At 53.2% G+C, this 17,630-nt stretch carries 6 protein-coding genes; 4 read left to right on the forward strand and 2 right to left on the reverse strand.

Going from position 1 to position 17,630, the window contains the following annotated elements; genetic code table 11:
• The first annotated feature begins 21 nt into the window (after positions 1-21).
• The 4 genes from AC4FIA_RS13230 to AC4FIA_RS13245 are packed head-to-tail and all read left to right on the forward strand — an operon-like array spanning position 22 to position 16,080.
• Positions 22-12,156: a beta strand repeat-containing protein gene (locus AC4FIA_RS13230; protein WP_490366247.1), complete on the forward strand. Its 12,135-nt coding sequence runs from the start codon at positions 22-24 to the stop codon at positions 12,154-12,156.
• Positions 12,157-12,210: 54 nt separating this feature from the next.
• Positions 12,211-12,510, forward strand: a complete 300-nt coding sequence (locus tag AC4FIA_RS13235) for a DUF3467 domain-containing protein (protein ID WP_287476535.1) — start codon at positions 12,211-12,213, stop codon at positions 12,508-12,510.
• A 7-nt stretch (positions 12,511-12,517) separates the two neighbouring features.
• The gene (locus tag AC4FIA_RS13240) at positions 12,518-14,128 is read left to right on the forward strand and encodes an efflux RND transporter periplasmic adaptor subunit (RefSeq protein WP_490366248.1); all 1,611 of its coding nucleotides are present in this window, start codon (positions 12,518-12,520) and stop codon (positions 14,126-14,128) included.
• Positions 14,101-16,080 (forward strand): site-2 protease family protein, encoded by a 1,980-nt coding sequence (locus AC4FIA_RS13245; protein WP_490366249.1) that lies wholly within the window; start codon positions 14,101-14,103, stop codon positions 16,078-16,080. The genes AC4FIA_RS13240 and AC4FIA_RS13245 overlap by 28 nt, the downstream gene beginning before the upstream one ends.
• A gap of 3 nt (positions 16,081-16,083) precedes the next feature.
• On the opposite strand, the gene AC4FIA_RS13250 is transcribed toward AC4FIA_RS13245, so the two are convergent.
• Positions 16,084-17,229, reverse strand: coding sequence for a M56 family metallopeptidase (locus tag AC4FIA_RS13250; protein WP_490366250.1), 1,146 nt, complete (start codon positions 17,227-17,229; stop codon positions 16,084-16,086).
• Positions 17,216-17,608, reverse strand: a complete 393-nt coding sequence (locus AC4FIA_RS13255; RefSeq protein WP_490366251.1) for a BlaI/MecI/CopY family transcriptional regulator — start codon at positions 17,606-17,608, stop codon at positions 17,216-17,218. The genes AC4FIA_RS13250 and AC4FIA_RS13255 overlap by 14 nt, the downstream gene beginning before the upstream one ends.
• Positions 17,609-17,630: the final 22 nt, after the last annotated feature.

The raw sequence follows: 17,630 nt of genomic DNA on the forward strand, positions 1-17,630 counted from the left end.
TTCGGTTTTGAGAGGATAGACATGGGACAGCATTCATCATTCGAAAAGAATGCCCGTAAAGTGCAGTCGAAGGGCCCTGAGAACGGCGCGCTCGAACCGGCTATTCTTCCTCTTGAACCGCGGATCATGCTGGATGGCAATCTTGAGTGGGCGATAGGGTCTTCCACTGCGCTGACCTCGGTCTTGTCCAGCTTGGCAACTGCGTTTGACACCGAGATGGACCAGATCGGTGACTTTCTGGACAGCTTTGAAGATGCCGCGCAAACGGCGACGGAAACCATCGATATGCTGGTGTCCGCCGCAGACACGGCAGAATCCGTGCTAGGGGCGGGATATGATCTGTCTCCGGCGACCGAAGCGATTGAGCGCATTCGTGCTGCCATCGAAGCGATGCAGGATTTGGTCAACACGTCTATTGTTGATCTGATTGACGGGAATTTCGCCACCGATGTTACCAACATCGTCAATTCCTATTTAGACACCATAAATTCGACCGATCCAGCGCGGGCATACACGCCTTTCACCGTCACTCAGGTTGCTGCCGTCTACACCATAGACAATTTCCGTGACGGAACGGTTATGTCCGACCTTGAGGCACTGGTCAGCGGTGGCGACTTGGGGCGTGCGACTGATGCGAACGTCATCGAACAGTTCCATAACGCGGTAGCGTCGGTCATGTCGTTGCCGTCAAATAACTTCAGCATCAATTTGACCGATGTTCAGGTTGATGGCGAAACAATCATCGAATTTACCCAAGACGGTGCAAACGCAGTCGATGTATCAATCAATCTTCCCCAAGCGGTTGCTGATTTCTCAACCTTGCTGACCGAAACGTTGCCCGGCGTGTCTTTGCCATTCGATTTGGTGGGGGCAGGTAGCGACAGTGGTTTAATCACCTTTGAGCTTGAGACAGCAACCGTCTTCGATGCCGATGGCAATCTGGATACCTTAGACAGTGTGGGACTGGCGATCCATGAATTCACCTTTGCGCCGTTGGTACAAGCCGGTGGTGCGCTGACACTGCCAACTGATGCTTCTCTCAATCTTGGTTTTCTCGACCTAACGCTGACATCCGTCGAAACGGCCGAGTTGGGTTTGTTTGTCGAAACCAGTGCAGCATTTGATCTTGGGTTCAATGTAGATACGACCGGAGTGCCGACCGCATCTTGGAACGGCACCGGTGCTACGATTGATATCACTGCGCAAATTCAAGAAGTTGGCGCTTCCGCTTTTGTCGAGATCGATGGGTCCACGGAATACACGTTGCTGGAAGCCGAACTGGAAGGTGCTCTGACGTTCGGTTCGGTCGAACAGAGTTTTACATCGACCATTGATCTTTTGTCTGTGCTGGACGGATCGGGTGCCGCAGACCGGCTGCAAAATTTCCTGAACGCTGCGCGTTTCGAATTCGCGGTTGATCTGGTGGACACCACATTAGATGCCGCGCTTGAGACCGCTCTGGAAAGCGCGATTTCGTCGTTGGCCACGATGGGAACAGAACAGGTTTCACAATTCCTGTCCGACATCAGCACCACGATGGCTATTGCGTTGCGGGACAACGCTTTGAGCTATGATATTCCGCTGACTGACATCAGTTTTGGTCAAATTTTGAATGAAGTCGCGGCGGTTTTCCAAGGACTGATTGATCAGTTCACAATTGACCCGATGGCGCTCGGTTTTGTCGAAATCATTACTGATGTTGATGGAAACATCACCGGCCAGACGGCCTATAACAGCGCTTTGGAAAACACGATCACAGAGAATACGTCTGATGGTCTAAGTACGTCGGATCTTGATGCTCTTCTGACCTACAACCAGCTGACCTTTACGGTTTTCGGCCCGACAGATACGGGCGAGAATGTCACGGTCGATCTGACTGGCACAGACGTACTGAATACGTCCCTGTCTGTTGAAGTCCGCCGTCAGGCTTTGGCCGATTTGTTGAACGCGGCCCTGTCTGTTTATGGCTTTGCGGCAAGTGTAGCCGCCAATGGTGGTTTGCGTATTTCGAGCAGCACGCCTGTGACACCGGCTGACGGGTCGCCAGCTGCGACGTACAATTCGTTTGCGCTGACCGGTGCACGTCGTGATGCAGATGGGACCAATGATGATAGCGTCTCATTGACCCTTTTGGGCTTTGATCCGCAAACACTGATTGACGCAGCCGACACATACGCAAGTACAGCATCAGGCCAGATTTTGCGGTTCGTGACAGGTGCAACATCTTTCGATCTAGGCGCTATGGACCTTAGCGGTCTTGAAGGTCTGGATGCGCTTAGATTGACGCTGACCATCGACGGTAACGATGTCTTGGTCGATGTTCCTGCTACAGGCACAAATGGCGGTTTTGACACAGTCGGCGACCTTGCGAATGCACTGACCACCGTTCTGGCTGATATGGGCTATGGCGTGACCGCTGGTTTGAACGCAGCAGGAGACGGTTTGTCACTCTCGTTGTCTGCCGACGAAAGCCGCAGCTTTGTTTTGTCTGTCGATCCAAACAATCTTCTGAAAGCGATGGACATCGAAGGTTTGATCGATCTGGTGAATACCGGTCTGGCAACCACCTTTGGTACAACGTCATTAGAGCTGACCGAGGATGGAGCTCTTGTTTTCACGATGCCTGATTTGGCTGCAAGCCTAAGCATCGGCGCCGATCAAGGGCTTGGCTTTAGTACAGATGACCTTGGCCTTGGCAGCGTTACTGGATTGTCGCTGACCGCGCTTGTGTCTGCGCAGTTGGATGCCACGCTTACGACTGCGTTCGGCATAGATCTGGTTGGCTTTGGGTCAGATTTGATTGATGGCGGAACAGGTAATGCGCTTGAAAACCGGTCCGATGATGAAAGCACTGTCACAACTGCGTTGCTGGACAATGTCTTTTTCTCCGACATCGCGCTAAGTGCGTCCGCACATGTGTCTGCCGATCAAATTACCGGGTCTGCCAGTGTTGGGATAGTGGACGTTGTCATCGGTGCAGATGATGCATCGCTAAACTTTATTGATGCGGCCGCAAGCCTGGAAGTGTCGTTGGTGGGCACGAATGCAGCTGGCGAATTCTCAGACAGGATCACATTGCGTAACCTGCAGGACGCAGTTGTGGATGATGTTGATGTCACCGGGGACACGCCGGTGGTCACATCCGCACCTGGCCTACAGTCGCTGTTGGGGCGTTTTGAACTTCTTGGTGGTATCATCGTTGATGGCGCGGGGCAGGGGCTTGCCTCTTCGGGTGATGTGGTTGCAACGCAGGCTGACGTTCAGATTGTCGATCCTTTTGCAGGCTCAACAGGCAATGATCTTGCCCAACTTCTGGTGCGTCTGGGTGATGTCAAAATCAACGTGCTCGGTGTCGAAGGCCTGAATGAAGATCTCATCGACGGTATCAGCTTTACAGTCGAAGACTTGGCTGATCTGCGGAACACATTCGAACTGGCATTGCTTTCGGATAACGCCGATCTGCTGGATGCCATTGATGGCCTTTCTGCACTGTCGGATGGTGACATTCTCGACAGCTTGGTGGCGATTGCGAATATCCTTGTCGTGGTTGGAGATACGCTCAGCGAGTCTTTGCCATTCCTTGACGCCGACATTCCGCTATTAAACTTCTCGATCCTGGATCAGATTAATTTTGCGTCTGACTTCCTAGAAAGCTTACAGGAAATCCGAAACGATCCGCAGAGCGCGTTGGATGAACTGCAGGGTGTTCTGGAGGGCGTGTTTGGTGAAGACGCGGTAACGTTGACGTGGAACTCTGAGTTGCAGACAATTCTGTTCGATTTGTCGTTCAGTTTCCTCGAAGATTATCAGCAATCTCTGCCATTCAATCTTGATCTGTCCGAAATTCTCGGGGACCAGTTGGGTGATATCCTTGGGCCCGAGCTTGCGGATGTTGTAAGCGGCCTTGTTGACGTCAGCGGCGACGGTGCGCTGATCTTCAACCCTCTGCTGTCACTTGATTTTTCGTTTGGGATTGATCTTTCACCAACACTGGCAACCCCGACCGATCTGGCTGAGCTTACCACTGCATTGGCTGATCTATCCTCGGCCGGTGTTGTGAACCTGAATCCCAACGGCGGCAATGACATCCGGATTATCCGGACGAACTCTGACACCGGCGCAATCGAACGTGTCGAGGTTGACGTCGATGGCGCGGAAACAGTGCAGGATATCGTCGACGCTATCAACGCTGCGGTTGTAGGCCAATTTGGTGCGACTGTGAGTTTTGCATTCGATGCTGCAACGGGTCAGATCACGCTTCAGGATACTCTGGCGTTTGCGACCGATGATGCGGGCGTGATCGCGCTGTTTGGTGCAGACGAGGCCGTATCGGCTCTGGTCAATGATGTTCAGACCATTGTTTTGGACGCGGGCTTTGCCACTTATGCGGATGCTGCTGCGTTCTCTCTGACCATTGGTGGGGAAACTGTTGGTATCGAAATTCCAGAAGTGACCGGACGCGACCTTGCAGGATTTGTCGACGCGTTCAACGCGGCTTTGGCCGCAGTCAATATCGACCGCACGGCGATTTCTGGGTCTGCTATTTCTGGCATGACCGTCACCCTCGCGCAGCTTTTGACCGTTTCCGAAGATAGCGGCACTATCAGTATCACAGCCACCAATTTCACCGACGCCAATGGCTTTGACGCTTTCGAATTTTCGGTCGGCGCTCAGGACGTATCCGAACCCATTCTACTGCGCATGGTCGATTTGGGCGGTGCAAATATCACCAGTGTCCTGGGATTTGATGCGGGCGTAGACGGTGATGGCGAACTGGTTGGCGAGGTATTGTACCTTGGCGTCGAAAGCGGAGCGCCGCGGATTTTCCTTGATACCGACGCGAGCGGTATCGTTGCCAGTTTCGAGGCTGGTGTGAATGACGGCCTGAATATCCAGATTGGCTTGGGCCCTGTTTCGGTTCAGGTGACCAATGGTCATGCATTGATCAATGCAGGCGACGGCAGCGGTGATCCCGCGCACATCTCTTTGACGATCAACGACATCGACGGGGATGATCATGACGGTCAATACGATCTATCCCATTTGTTCGCCATCGGTGACGATCCGGCACTGAGCTACGCCGATCTGTTCGGCGTGGATATCGCGATTGGTATCGATATCGGTTTGCCGCTATCCGACACGCTCGGTCTATTTGATCCGGCCACAGATGGTCTCTTCTGGGAAACATCCTTGCTGGCGACAGCGCCTGACTTCTCGCTTAGTGACTTCGATCTGTCTGATATCACGGGCGCTATGGTCGATCTGTTTGAAGGCACAGGAATTAATTTTGATGATTTCCGCTTTGAGCTGCCTGACCTGAGCGAGTTTCTTGCCAATCTGAACATCATCGATCTGCTGAACAATCCTCAGCTGATTTTGGGCGGTCTGGATATGATCCTTGACCAGATGCAGACGATCTTTGACGATTATCTGGCGGATATCGATCTGCCTGTCATTGGGGATGCGATTGGCGCGGGTGTCACGTTCTTCACCGACTTCCGCTACAACGTAATTCAGCGTGCACTGGAATATGCGCAGACGCCTATGGACGACGGCAGCCTGCCAACCACAGTCGATCTGATTGTTAACTTTGCCAATGAGGCCCTGAACGATCTGTTGGACACAACGGATGTCACATACCTACAGGCCTATTTGAACACAGATAGCAGCAGCACGGATGAGGCATACGTTTATGCGGTGCTGAATTTCAACGCCACCATCTTCGACGAGATGATGGATATCGACTTTGATCTTGGCATTCCCGGATTTGATCTAAGCGTCGAGCAAGGCTCAAACATCCGTATGGCTTTGACCTATGGCGTGAACATTGGCTTTGGCTATGATCGGAACGGCTTCTTTGTACTGAACGATACAGACGATGCCGAGGTATCGGTCGATTTCCTTGTGGATGCCGGCAGTTTTGAAGGGTCGATGAGCCTGCTTGGCGTTCTGGGCGTTCAGGCAGAAGCCGTTACCGTTGATGGCTCAGGCAACATCGTATCAAGTGCCAGCTCGGGTGGCGGCACAGCGGAAATCACCGCAACGCTTGAGGCCGACCTTTATGGCGACACTGGCCTTTTGATTGTTGATCCCAGTGATCGCGAGGCGGGTGAGTCCGACATCACAAGCGACGAGGCATTCCGAGACTTCTCTGGTGTGTCACCGGAAAACGCTCTTGGACAAGCGCTAAGTTTTGAACGTGTCGTTTATGTGGCCCAACTGGATACGGGTAATCTGATTGCGTTTGACTTCGTGGCAGCTTTCGACATTCAGCTTGGTCTAGAAGCGAATGTGCTGGATCCGACGACGGGATCACCGATTTTGATCGGTGGTGTACAAATTCTGCCCAGCGTGAATGCGGAAATTCTGTTCGCGGGCGAGTATTCGCTAACCGATGGCCTGAACATTGATGAACTTGTCTTCAGTCAAGTCCGTCTGGACGCATCCGTTCTATATCAAGCCATCCTTGCGCCGGTTCTTGATCCAATCAACGAATTCTTGGAACCAGTTGCTGAACTGTTCTCGTTCCTTGCAAATCCGCCCATTTCTTACATTACAGATATTCTGGGCAACGTGTTCCCGATCATCAATCTGGTCTCGAGCGTTATCAGCGTTGTGGATGGTGTCCTGACGTTTGTGGATTCATTTTCGACCAGCGGTGGAATGATCATCTTTGGGGATTATGATTTTTCTGGCAACGCGGACGACATTGAAAACGGCGATGCGTCAGTCGGAACAGTAGATCAACGCGATATTTCTATCGGTGGTGTTTCAAACTCTGGTGGTTCCAATTTCGGTGTCTTCGGTAACCCGAACAGCGGCTTTGCTCTGGAAATTCCTCTCCTCAGCGATCCGTTCTCGGCGATCAACTTGCTGACGGGTAATTTCGAACAAGTCGATCTGGTTCGCGCCAGCTATACGTTGTTCAATCTTGATACTGGCCAGTTGGATATTGTCGGGCTGGTTTTGGACAGCATCGGTGCCCCGGGATGGGTCAGCAGCATCATTCGTTCCGCGTTCTCGGCCACAATCGAGGCACGTCTGATTTCCGAATTCGAAGTCGGATACGACATGAGTGGGATCGTCAACTTTGTGAACTCTTACGATCCAGAACGCTTGCTGGATGGTGTCTTTATCTCGTCGGATGCCTACATCATCGACGCTTATATCGGCGCGGCAATGAGTTTGAACCTCGGGATCGCTGGGCTGTCGGCCTCGGGCCACGCAGGAATTTCGCTCTGGTTCAATGATCCTGATCGTGACGGAAAGCTACGTATTCCGGAACTGATTGCTTTGCTTGAGGCCGCTGATGAAGATGGTGGCGATTTCCTAGACTATCTTGCCTATCTGTTCAGGGGTGAGGCCAGCTACCATTTCTTCCTAAGTGTGTGGGCCGGTATTTCCCTTCCGTGGCCGTTGCCCGATCTCAAATGGTCCACAACCGTATTTGATTTTGGTGACTCGTTCACGTTCGGCGGTCTGGCGCCGGGACCGACTTTGGCCACGGATATCAGCGAAACAGGCGGTACAGCGATCTTGAACATTGGTGCCCGCGCGGGCGCTTCGTTCTCTGAGATTTTGGAAGACGGCAATGACCGTATCGTCATCAATGGTCCGAACTCTCCGATATCGCTGGTCTATTCGTCTGGTGGTCGCACAATCACGACGACCTTTGATGAAGCCTCCCAAGCAATCATTATTCCTGCGGGTGAAGGTAATAACACAATTGACCTGTCTGGGATCAACAATGGCATTCCAACAATCACATACACCGGTGCTGGTACCGACAGCATTACCTTGCCGCCGTCAGGCTTGCATGTGGTGTTTGCAGGTGATGGCAATGACCAAATCACTGCGCCAGCCGGGGCGAATGGCACGTACATTATTTTCGGCGATGGCGGAGCCGACACTGTCGATATTCCAGGAGGTAACGTTGTTTACTTCAGCGACAGTGACTACGGCATGCGCGACCTGTTCTTGCAGACCTTTGCATCGGGCGGCGTGACCGAAGCAGCGATCCTTTCGCTTCTTGGGCTGAATATTGATGGCACGATCGCGGCAGGCGGTGCAGCCAACTATGTATCCGGCACGATATCAACGACGCTTACTAATCTTTTGACGAACTACACTGAATCGACGCAGACGCGCGCGGAGAATGCGGACGAAACCGTTACTTTGGGATCCGGCAACCACCTCGTCATGATGGGGGCTGGCGATGATGTCGTTACAATCGCCGAAGGTTCGACCGGCCAAGTGCAAGTCTATGCTGGCGCAGGTGCTGATACTATTCAGGCCATCGGATCCGACGTTTTCGTAGAAGGCGGCGCGGGGCGTGACTTTATCGAGGTTGGCGGTACCGCGGCCGAAGTCTGGGGTTGGGGCGCAGCAGCCGGCGAAAGCGGTCTGACCGGCACTGATGCCGCGCTTGACGCATTGGCTTTGCGTGACGCCGCAGACATGTTGATAGGCGGCAGCAGCGATGACACCCTGCATGGACAATTGGGCGATGATATTTTGTTGGGTGGCTTTGGAAATGACAGCCTGACAGGTGGTCTCGACAATGACATCATCGCAGGCGGAAACATGCTTTCCAGCTTTGTCGGCGGCGCATCATTCGACATCCAAACCTTCGATATCAACGCACCTTTGACCTTCGGTTTGTTGCTTGAGGCCGAAGAACTGGCGGACGGTGATGATACGATCGACGGCGGTTCCGGTGATGACCTGATGGCCGGTGGCGGCGGATCGGACAGCATCAATGGTGACAGTGGCAACGATATTCTATTGGGCGACTTCGGCAGTATTCAACTGTCGTCAAACTGGATTGCGGAACGCGTCGTATCGACGTCAATCGACTCTGCATTCTCGGGGACTGACCAACTTTCCGGTGGGGCTGGCAACGACATCCTGATGGCGGGCGCTGCCTTGGCTGGCGAAAGCGAGGCGTTGGTCGACCTTCTCGGAAACAACACAATGATCGGTGATTTCGCCGATGTCAGCGGCGCTCGGGTTCTTGAGGCGGTGACATCGTTGATCTCAATCGCTTCTGATGTGGGTGGTGCAGACAGTATCGAAACAGGCCGCGGTAATGACCTTATTCTTGGTGGTGAAGGTGATGATTCAATCTCTTCCGGCCTTGGCGGTGACCTGATCTTTGGTGACAACGGCGTTCTCGATATGACCGGTGGCACGATGCAGACCACCGGCAGTGACGCCGATGGCAGTGATCTGATTACGATCGGTGCCGATCCCATTGGCGCAGGTGATCCGCCTTCGCCGAGCGACATCCGTGACATCGTGATCGGTGGTTTGGGCGACGATACTGTGAATGCGATAGATGGGGGGCTGGTCTTTATCGGTGATGCGGGATCAGTGACTCTGGACCCGGTTGCGCTTAATGCTTTGCGCACATTCCGACCTGCAGGCAGCAGCGCGACAGAAGAACAGATCGAAGCCGAGGAACGAGCGCTTCAGTTGATTTCGAACATCGCGTCTGCGCTTGAAAGTTCGGCACATGCCGATGATGGCGATGACAGCATCTCGATCACCGGTGGTGATGCGATGGCCGTGTTGGGCGGAGGAAGCGATATTGCCAATCTGTCGTTGGCCGACGGTATGAATTATATTCTTGGAGATGACGGCACTCTGACAATCGTACCGAATGATGACTATTCCGGTCGTCTGACGTTGTTGACTACGGCAACAAGCGCAGCCTTGGTCAACAACGACACAATTTCAGCGGGAAATGGCGATAACCTGATCGTTGGTGGCGAGGGCCTCGATTTTATCGCGACTGGAGACGGCGATAATCAAATTTTGGGCGACAGTGGTTCGATCACGCACGATGACCGGACGGATGACGTAACCTCTGTACTCGTTTCTGCAAGCCTTGTTTCGGACGGAGATGATTTGATTATCAGTGGAGACGGGCGCAACCGCATTGTGGCAGGCGGAGGTGATGACGTTGTTCAATCGGGTGACGGTGGCAACCTTGTCATTGGCGACAGCGGCACGATCAGTGATCTTCCAACCGGTGTGACGTTGACGTCATCGGATCCGTCGACAGGTGGTGATGACATTGTTGTCGCCGGTGTTGGAAATGATTTGGTTATTCTGGGGGCGGGTGCAGATTTGGCCACGCTGAACGAAGGCGACAATTCGGTGCTGGGTGACAACGGCTCGATCACTCAAACCTATACGGCGGGCGATGCAGAATTCGTGCTGACGTCAGCCAGCCAGGTATCAGATGGAAATGACATTGTGACCGCCGGTAATGGTCGCAATCGTGTTCTGACTGGCGGTGCTGATGATACGGTGTCCCTTGGCGATGGCGGTAACCTGATCATCACTGACAGCGGAACGATCTCTGACTTGAATGATCGTGTTCTGCTGGAAACGAGCGATCCAGCGATTGGCGGTAATGACGATGTCACAACAGGCACAGGCGACGATGTTGTCATTCTAGGTGGTGGAGACGATGAGGCTACGTTGGGCGACGGCGATAACACCGTCATTGGGGACAACGGTACTATCGATTTCTTGGCGGCCGGGTTGGGCTCTGTCTCATCGGGTAGTGATGCCTACAACGGCAACGACACTGTCACAACAGGCACAGGCCGTGACGTGGTGATCGGTGCTCTGGGTGACGACTCGGTCACAACTGACGCAGGCCGTGACATGGTTTTGGGTGATATGGGTGTTGTGGCGATGAACGCTGGCCTTGCCGGGGGATCGGTGCGCACCGCCGAAACCACGGTTCAAGGAACCGGTGGAGCTGATGTGATTGATACCGGTGCTGATGCGGACGTCGTTCTTGCAGGTGCGAACAATGACACGGTCACTACTGGCACAGGCGAAGACGTTGTTCTTGGTGATGACGGTGAATGGACATCTAGTACCATCAATGGGCTGGGCGTTCTTGAAAGCGCTGTCATGACAACAGGTGGCGACGACAGCATCGATAGCGGTGCCGACAACGATCTCGTGATCGCCGGTCAAGGCAATGATAATGTCTTTGTTGATCAGGGGGATGACGTTGCCTTGGGTGACGATGGGATCATCACGTTCCGCAACGACACCGACGTTGAAACCGTGGTTCTGACCAACGAAAATTTAGGCGGTGACGACGATGTGAGCGCGACCGGCACAGAAGGCGATAATATATTGATCGGCCAAGCTGGGGCAGACACGCTTACTGGTGGCGTTGATGACGATATAATTTTGGGCGATGTCGCTTTGATGACCTTCGAAGAAGTGGCCAACACATTGCCTGGGCAATCCACCGCAGACCGGATGAGTTATCTGGAAAACATCCGTCCTGATCTGGCCTATGATGACCTGATTTCGGGCGAGGCGGGAGCTGACCTAGCCATTGGTGGCTTTGGGGCTGACACAATGTTTGGTGGCGACGGTCAGGATTTCCTGATTGGCGATACGGCAATTATCACGCGAACTTGGCTGCAACAGGGCGGTCAGGTTTTGCAAACTCTGACGCTGGACACAAACTTTGCCTTTGAAGATGGTGGGCTCGATGTTCTGCATGGCGATGATGGTCCGAACGTTTTGATCGGGAACCTCGGCCCTGACCTGTTCTACGGGAATACAGCAGACGACCTAATCTTCTCGGACGGTTATGCAGGTATCTTCAAATCGCTATCGACAGATCTTGGTTTCGCAGGTCCGACCGAGCAGTTGTTCCTGTTCACGTCGAACTTTGCCGGATTTGACGCAGTTGATATCGTATCTGCGTCCCAGCAAAGTGATGCCATCGGCGCTCCTTTGTCGGTTCGGGAATTGGCATCCGAAGCATTCGGTCCAAATCCCACTGACGGGCTGAGTGAGCTTCTGTTCCGCAATCTGGGTCAGGTTTCGTCTTTGGTTGATGAGGTAATGGGACTGTTGGCGACGGATCGCTATGTTGCTGCGATCGCGGCGCTGTCTGCCGCAAATGTTGAAAGCGAAACAGTGGGCGAGGCGCTCTATCAATCCTTGCTCTCTGATTTGTCGATCCTCATGAACCTCGATGGCGCGTCGTACGAGCTTCTGCTGCGTCGTATGGTGGCCATGTTCGTTGAGCAGCTTGAGAACACAGACGAAAGCGAGCAACCTGACGATGACGAAACGGATGATAGTGCCGAAGAACAATCTGCGGCCTGACGAACGAATTCTTGGCGCGTCGATGCGCGCGTCACTAACTAGAAAGACTTGGAAATGACTGAAAAACTTGATGGAACCCCGAACGCGCTGAACGGTGTCAAAATTGATTGGGACGACAGCGAAATGCAGAGCATGTATGCCAATATCGGCACAGCGACTGCAAACCGCGAGGAATTCTTTTTGCTGTTCGGTACGCATCAACACTGGCGCGGATCTCGTGAAGAAACGGAATCGGTCGGCGTCAAACTCGCCAATCGTGTCGTGATGAGCCCCTTTGCGGCGAAGCGTTTGGCGTTGATCCTGACCCAGTCGATCAAAGCCTACGAAGACCAGTTCGGCAAAATCGAAATCTGAGTTTAGTTTGCTCGACACTCTTGTTGCGATTGCCAAGTTGGATCATCCGGGGGAAACCTCGGATGATTTAGCGTTTTCCATGCTCTATGGAAATTTGCCTGACGGCATAGGGCCAGAGCATTTGAAGGCCTCATGTGGTGATCAAACCTCAATTCGCAAATTCAACGACCGTTTGGCCATTGCCGTGCCTTTCGAACAGAAGGTTTGGCATGTCTGGCTGTTTGATCGTGTACCTCCGGTCACCGAATTACCGCAGCTTGCTCAGAAGGTTGCACAGCTCAGCAAAACGTTTTGGGGCGGTGTAACGCCTGACCTCCGCGAGGCACCAAAAGACACGAACACTGTAGACCTTGTCCTGTCTAGGTTGGCTGAGACGAAGAAACGGGATGCGAAGACCGTTTATCAACACATCGCTAATGCTGCCGTTGAGGCGTCGCTAGCTGAAAAGATGGTTGTCGGTCAGTTTAAGAACGGCAGATTGAAAATCATTGCCATGACGGATCAGCGTATGGCGCCGATTGTGGATGAGATTGGCACTATCGTTCGCGAGGTCGCTGATGCGGGGGATACGCATCGTCATGTCGCTGTATCCGATCTGTCCGAAGATGCGCTGGACGAAGCGTTGCTTGCCGAAATGGCCCAAAGCGATGGTATGACGATCAATTTGGCTGCTGACGATCACATAGCCTTTGTCGCATTCGGCGCGGATCGTGAAACGTTGGAAAGTGAATTCGCTACCCTTCGAAAGGTCGCAAAGCTGGCGAGGCATAAACATCGCTTGCCATCTCTGAGGTCCGAGGTGAAGCGTGCGGCCTTTTTCATAGCGGCGGCTGGCTTGCTGGTTTGGTTGGCACTGCCTGCGCCTTTGCGCGTGACTGTCACAGCGTTAAGCGAACCGCAATCAACGCGGGTCCTGTCACTGCCTGTGGGGGCATTTCTGGATCGGATGAATGTTCAAGTCGGTGATGTCGTTCAGAAAGGTGACGTGATCGCTGAACTTCGGGCACCGGATCTTGAGGAACAACGTCTGACCTATCGTTTAGAAAAAAAGGTCGAAGAAGTCGCGGCACAGACGGCGCTATCCGAGAACGACTATGGTGCCTATCTGCTGTCGCAACAAAAGCTGAAGGCGGCTGACGCGCGATTGGACAGTCTGGATCGTAGGATTGCGTCGTTGACGTTCACGGCCCCTATATCCGGTCGTGTGGTTCAATCGCTTGCCGGGGATGGTCTAGGGGGCTTCCATCAATTGGGTGAAGCCATCGCGATGATCCAACCTGACGCACAGTTTTCTGTTCTGCTGACCGTGTCGCGCGTGGATGCGGCGCTTTTGAAGCCCGGTCAAACTGGTGAAGTCTGGTTCCGTGGTATTCCGCGCCAAACGTGGTCATTTGAGACGCGGACGCCGGTCACAAAAACCGTAAATCCTGCAAATGCTGAGGAAAGTCTGACACTACGCGGCGATCTTATGGGTGAAAATCAGGAAACCCTTTTTGCTGGGCTTTCGGGGTTCGGGAAAATTGAAGTCGGGAAAGAGATGAGGGCCAAAGTTTATGGCCGCTATGTGATTGAATTTCTGAGGACAAAGGCATGGACCTGGTTCGACCTGAGATTCTGAAACAGATAACAGTTCGCCTATCGTCCGAGAAAGGACGGCCGGTGTATTTCGCGCAGGACAATTCCAACGGCAAAGTTTTTGTCGTCACAAAAGCTGTGGCACTGGCATTAAGGCGCGTAAAAGCGGCCGCTCTTTGTAGAGGGCAAAAAGTCGAACCAGATGACGTATCGCCGGAAACAGTCAAACTTGCCTACGGCATATTGCAGGTTATCCAGAAGAACCGCCTGAACGAACTGAACCAAACCAAGACTTTCAATCCGATCTTTGCAGCTATTCCGTTGCTGGATGTCGGTCCTTACCAGAAATATCTGCGTGGGATCGCCAGTTCATTGTCGTTGCAACTGATCCTAGGGGTGTTCAGCATTCTGTTCTTGGTGGCGCTCTGGTTGGGGGCCCGCAACGATTGGTCGATCTTCGCAGCGTTTTCCAATGTGTTTTCGGTTGATGCCTTGCTGACGTTTACTTTCGTCGCGCCGTTTTTGAAAATCATCCATGAACTCGGCCACGTTTTGGCCGCGACACGCTATGGCGTTCGTGTCCGTAAGGGCGGCTTGTATCTGATCGGTCTTTATCCAATGCCGTTCGTTGATTGTAGCGAGGCCGATCTGACTGCGCGCCGTCGCCATCGCGTGACGATTTCAAGCGTAGGAATTATCACCGACATTTTTATAGGGCTAACCGCCTTTCTTTTGTGGCATTTGGTTGAAGGCAATTTTTACAAATCGCTATTCGCCAATATCTTTGTCTTCTCCACACTGAATTCAGTTCTTTTCAACGCGAATCCGCTGATCAAAATGGACGGTTATTATGCGATCAGCGATGCAATCGGACAGCGCAACCTGGCGACGCGCGCAACCACGCATTTACGGAATTTTCGGCAATGGTTGTCCAGCTTCGGCGCTGAAGGGGGCCTTCCAGAGGGGCAGACGTGGTTTGTCTTTGTGTATGGCGTGATGTCGTTCATCTACCGAATTTACATCATGATTGTCGTCGCATCGGCGATTCTGCCCAGGTATCTAGGGGCAGGGGTCGCGATCACCCTATGGGGGGCTATTGTAATGTTTGTTGCTCCGATTTTTCGCGACAAGGGAAGCATCAGCGCAACGACTGGGAAAACACAAAACCGCTTGCGGAAATTGGCATTTTGGTCTGGAATGGGGGCGGTCATAGTGGCAGCTTTGTTCTTGGTCAGACTTCCGTTCGTAGTCGTTGTCCCAATGAAACTGGATGTCGCAAACAAATACCAAGTGACAGTTTCAAGCTCAGGAGCGCTGGAAAGCCTTGCATCCTATTCGGTTCTCGAGGCGTCATCCAAGATTGCCAGCTTGTCTAACCCATACCTGTCCGAACAGGCCCGCGCCGTTCAAAGTGAGATCGAGATTGCGAACCAAATCATGGCGTCGGTTCAGGGTGTTGATCCTGTCCAAACGCTTGCTGCAGCTGAGCAGGTCCAAAACCTAACGGAACGCCTAGATGTCTTGATCCGTGAAATGGGTGGGTTGGAGGTTTCAGCCTCGCGTAAGGGGGAGTTCGTGCCGTTGCCTCTGGAAACCGGTCAATGGATTGATGCCGGCACGGCGATCGGTGCTTTGTACCCACAAGACGGCTTTGCTGTCTTGTCCGGTGACTTTCCCGAAGCCCATGTCGACACATGGGCATCGCACTTGGATCACGCTGTTTTGCGCATCAACTCCGATGCCTATGAAAGCGTGAGGGCAGACCAGTTGGAGCTGCGCGAAATCATGTCGCTGGACGCAGAAAGCGGACGTCGTTCATGGTCGATCTTCCTGACGTCCGATGCACCTGCTGCGCAGTATTTGGGGAAAGTTGTCGATCTTAGACTAAGCTTTGCGGCGGTTCCCATAACGGACCACATAGCGTTTCAATGGAACCGAACAGTTGAACGGTTCCGAGAAGCACAAATGGCAGATCGAGCAACCTACCTGAATTAATCCTTAGTTCCTGATCCGCCCGAATGTGGAAAGGCGGTTGATTTCGTCCAACCGTTCAAGGTTCACAACCGTGGACAGCATCAGTCGGTCGTGGCTCCAATCGCCAGGGCGCTGGATGGCAACTGATGTCAGTGCCATGGCCGTGAACAGCGGAACCGCAAGTGCTGCAAACAGCAGGCGTTCGTAGGGCAGCCGTTTGAGGTTGAGAACGGATAGAATGCGCCGTTCCAGAAAGCTGCGTTTGCCTTTGATCAAGGATGACCGATCTGCGGTCACCAGCGTGACCTTGGGCACGGCGATCACGAACGATCTGTCACGGCGCAGGGTTTTCTGGCAGATCGACAGAAGTGTATCGCAATAGACCTTTGCGTTGATGCGGCCTTTGGACAGAACCTGACTGTCGCAGTTGAATTCGCGCAGCGCTTCGACCTGCCGTTTCCACGCGTGGTAAGCAGGGTTCAGGAAGAACAGCGGCTTTAGCGCCTCGAGAACGATTTCCCATTCCAGATCACCTTGGCGGATGTGCTGGAATTCATGCGCAAGCGTTACGCGCATCTCATCGCTTTGTCCCAGCATATGCGACGGGATCACGACGTAATAGCTCCAGAGACCACGGGTCGAGAAGGGTACCAAGGTCCGATCAGACAGGCGCAGTTTGACACGACCGATTTGGCGCCAGTGGTAAGAGCCGGATACGATGCGCCACAGGCAGAACATCGAATAGACCAAACGGGTCAAGCCGATGATCAACCCTACAAAGAATGCAGCGATCAAGACCTTTGAAACCAGCCCTGCGCCCGCAAGGATGTTCAACAGGAACGTGTCCCGCAATTGCATAAGGCCTTCGAAGTCCGTGGCCTTCATCGCAATCCCGCCCTTTAGGTAATAGGACAGTGCGATATCCGACAGATTGACCTTTACCGCCGGTGTCACGCCCGATTTCTGTAGGGCGTTGAAACCCGCGACGATCAACGGGGCGCTTAAAACTGTCAGGAAAACGGTGTTTAGTAGTCGGATTTGCGTGCTGTAGGCGTGTTTCAGACCGACGCCCCACATCACCCCGCGCATGGCAAACCAAAGCGCGAGAGCCACGCAAATCAGGATATTGGCATTGATAAACGCATCAAGCAGAACTTCACCCGCCATCATTTTTCAACCTCCGATCAACGAGTGCCCGGATTTGCCCCAACGCTTCTTCTGTCAGCGTCTCATCATCGACAAGACGCGCCACCAGCGTGGCGGGCGTGTCGTCAAAAAGCTTCATCGACAGATCTTTGAGCGAGCGGGTCTGGTAGATGTCTTTGGCCAGCGTAGGGGTGTAGACAAGCGTTTTGCCTTCTTTCCGGCTGGTGACAAAGTCCTTCTGTTCAAGAATGCGCAGGATTGTAGCACCTGACGTGTAGGCCAGATCACGGTCGTCGGAAAGACGATCAAGCACGTCCCGTACCGTGCCCTCTCCAATGGCCCAGAGTTCGTTCATGAACTCCAATTCTACTTCCGTCAGAAGTTCGCTTTTCTTTTTCTTCATTCTTGCACCATCTTACGCAAAA

This window comes from Thalassococcus sp. (assembly GCF_982780845.1).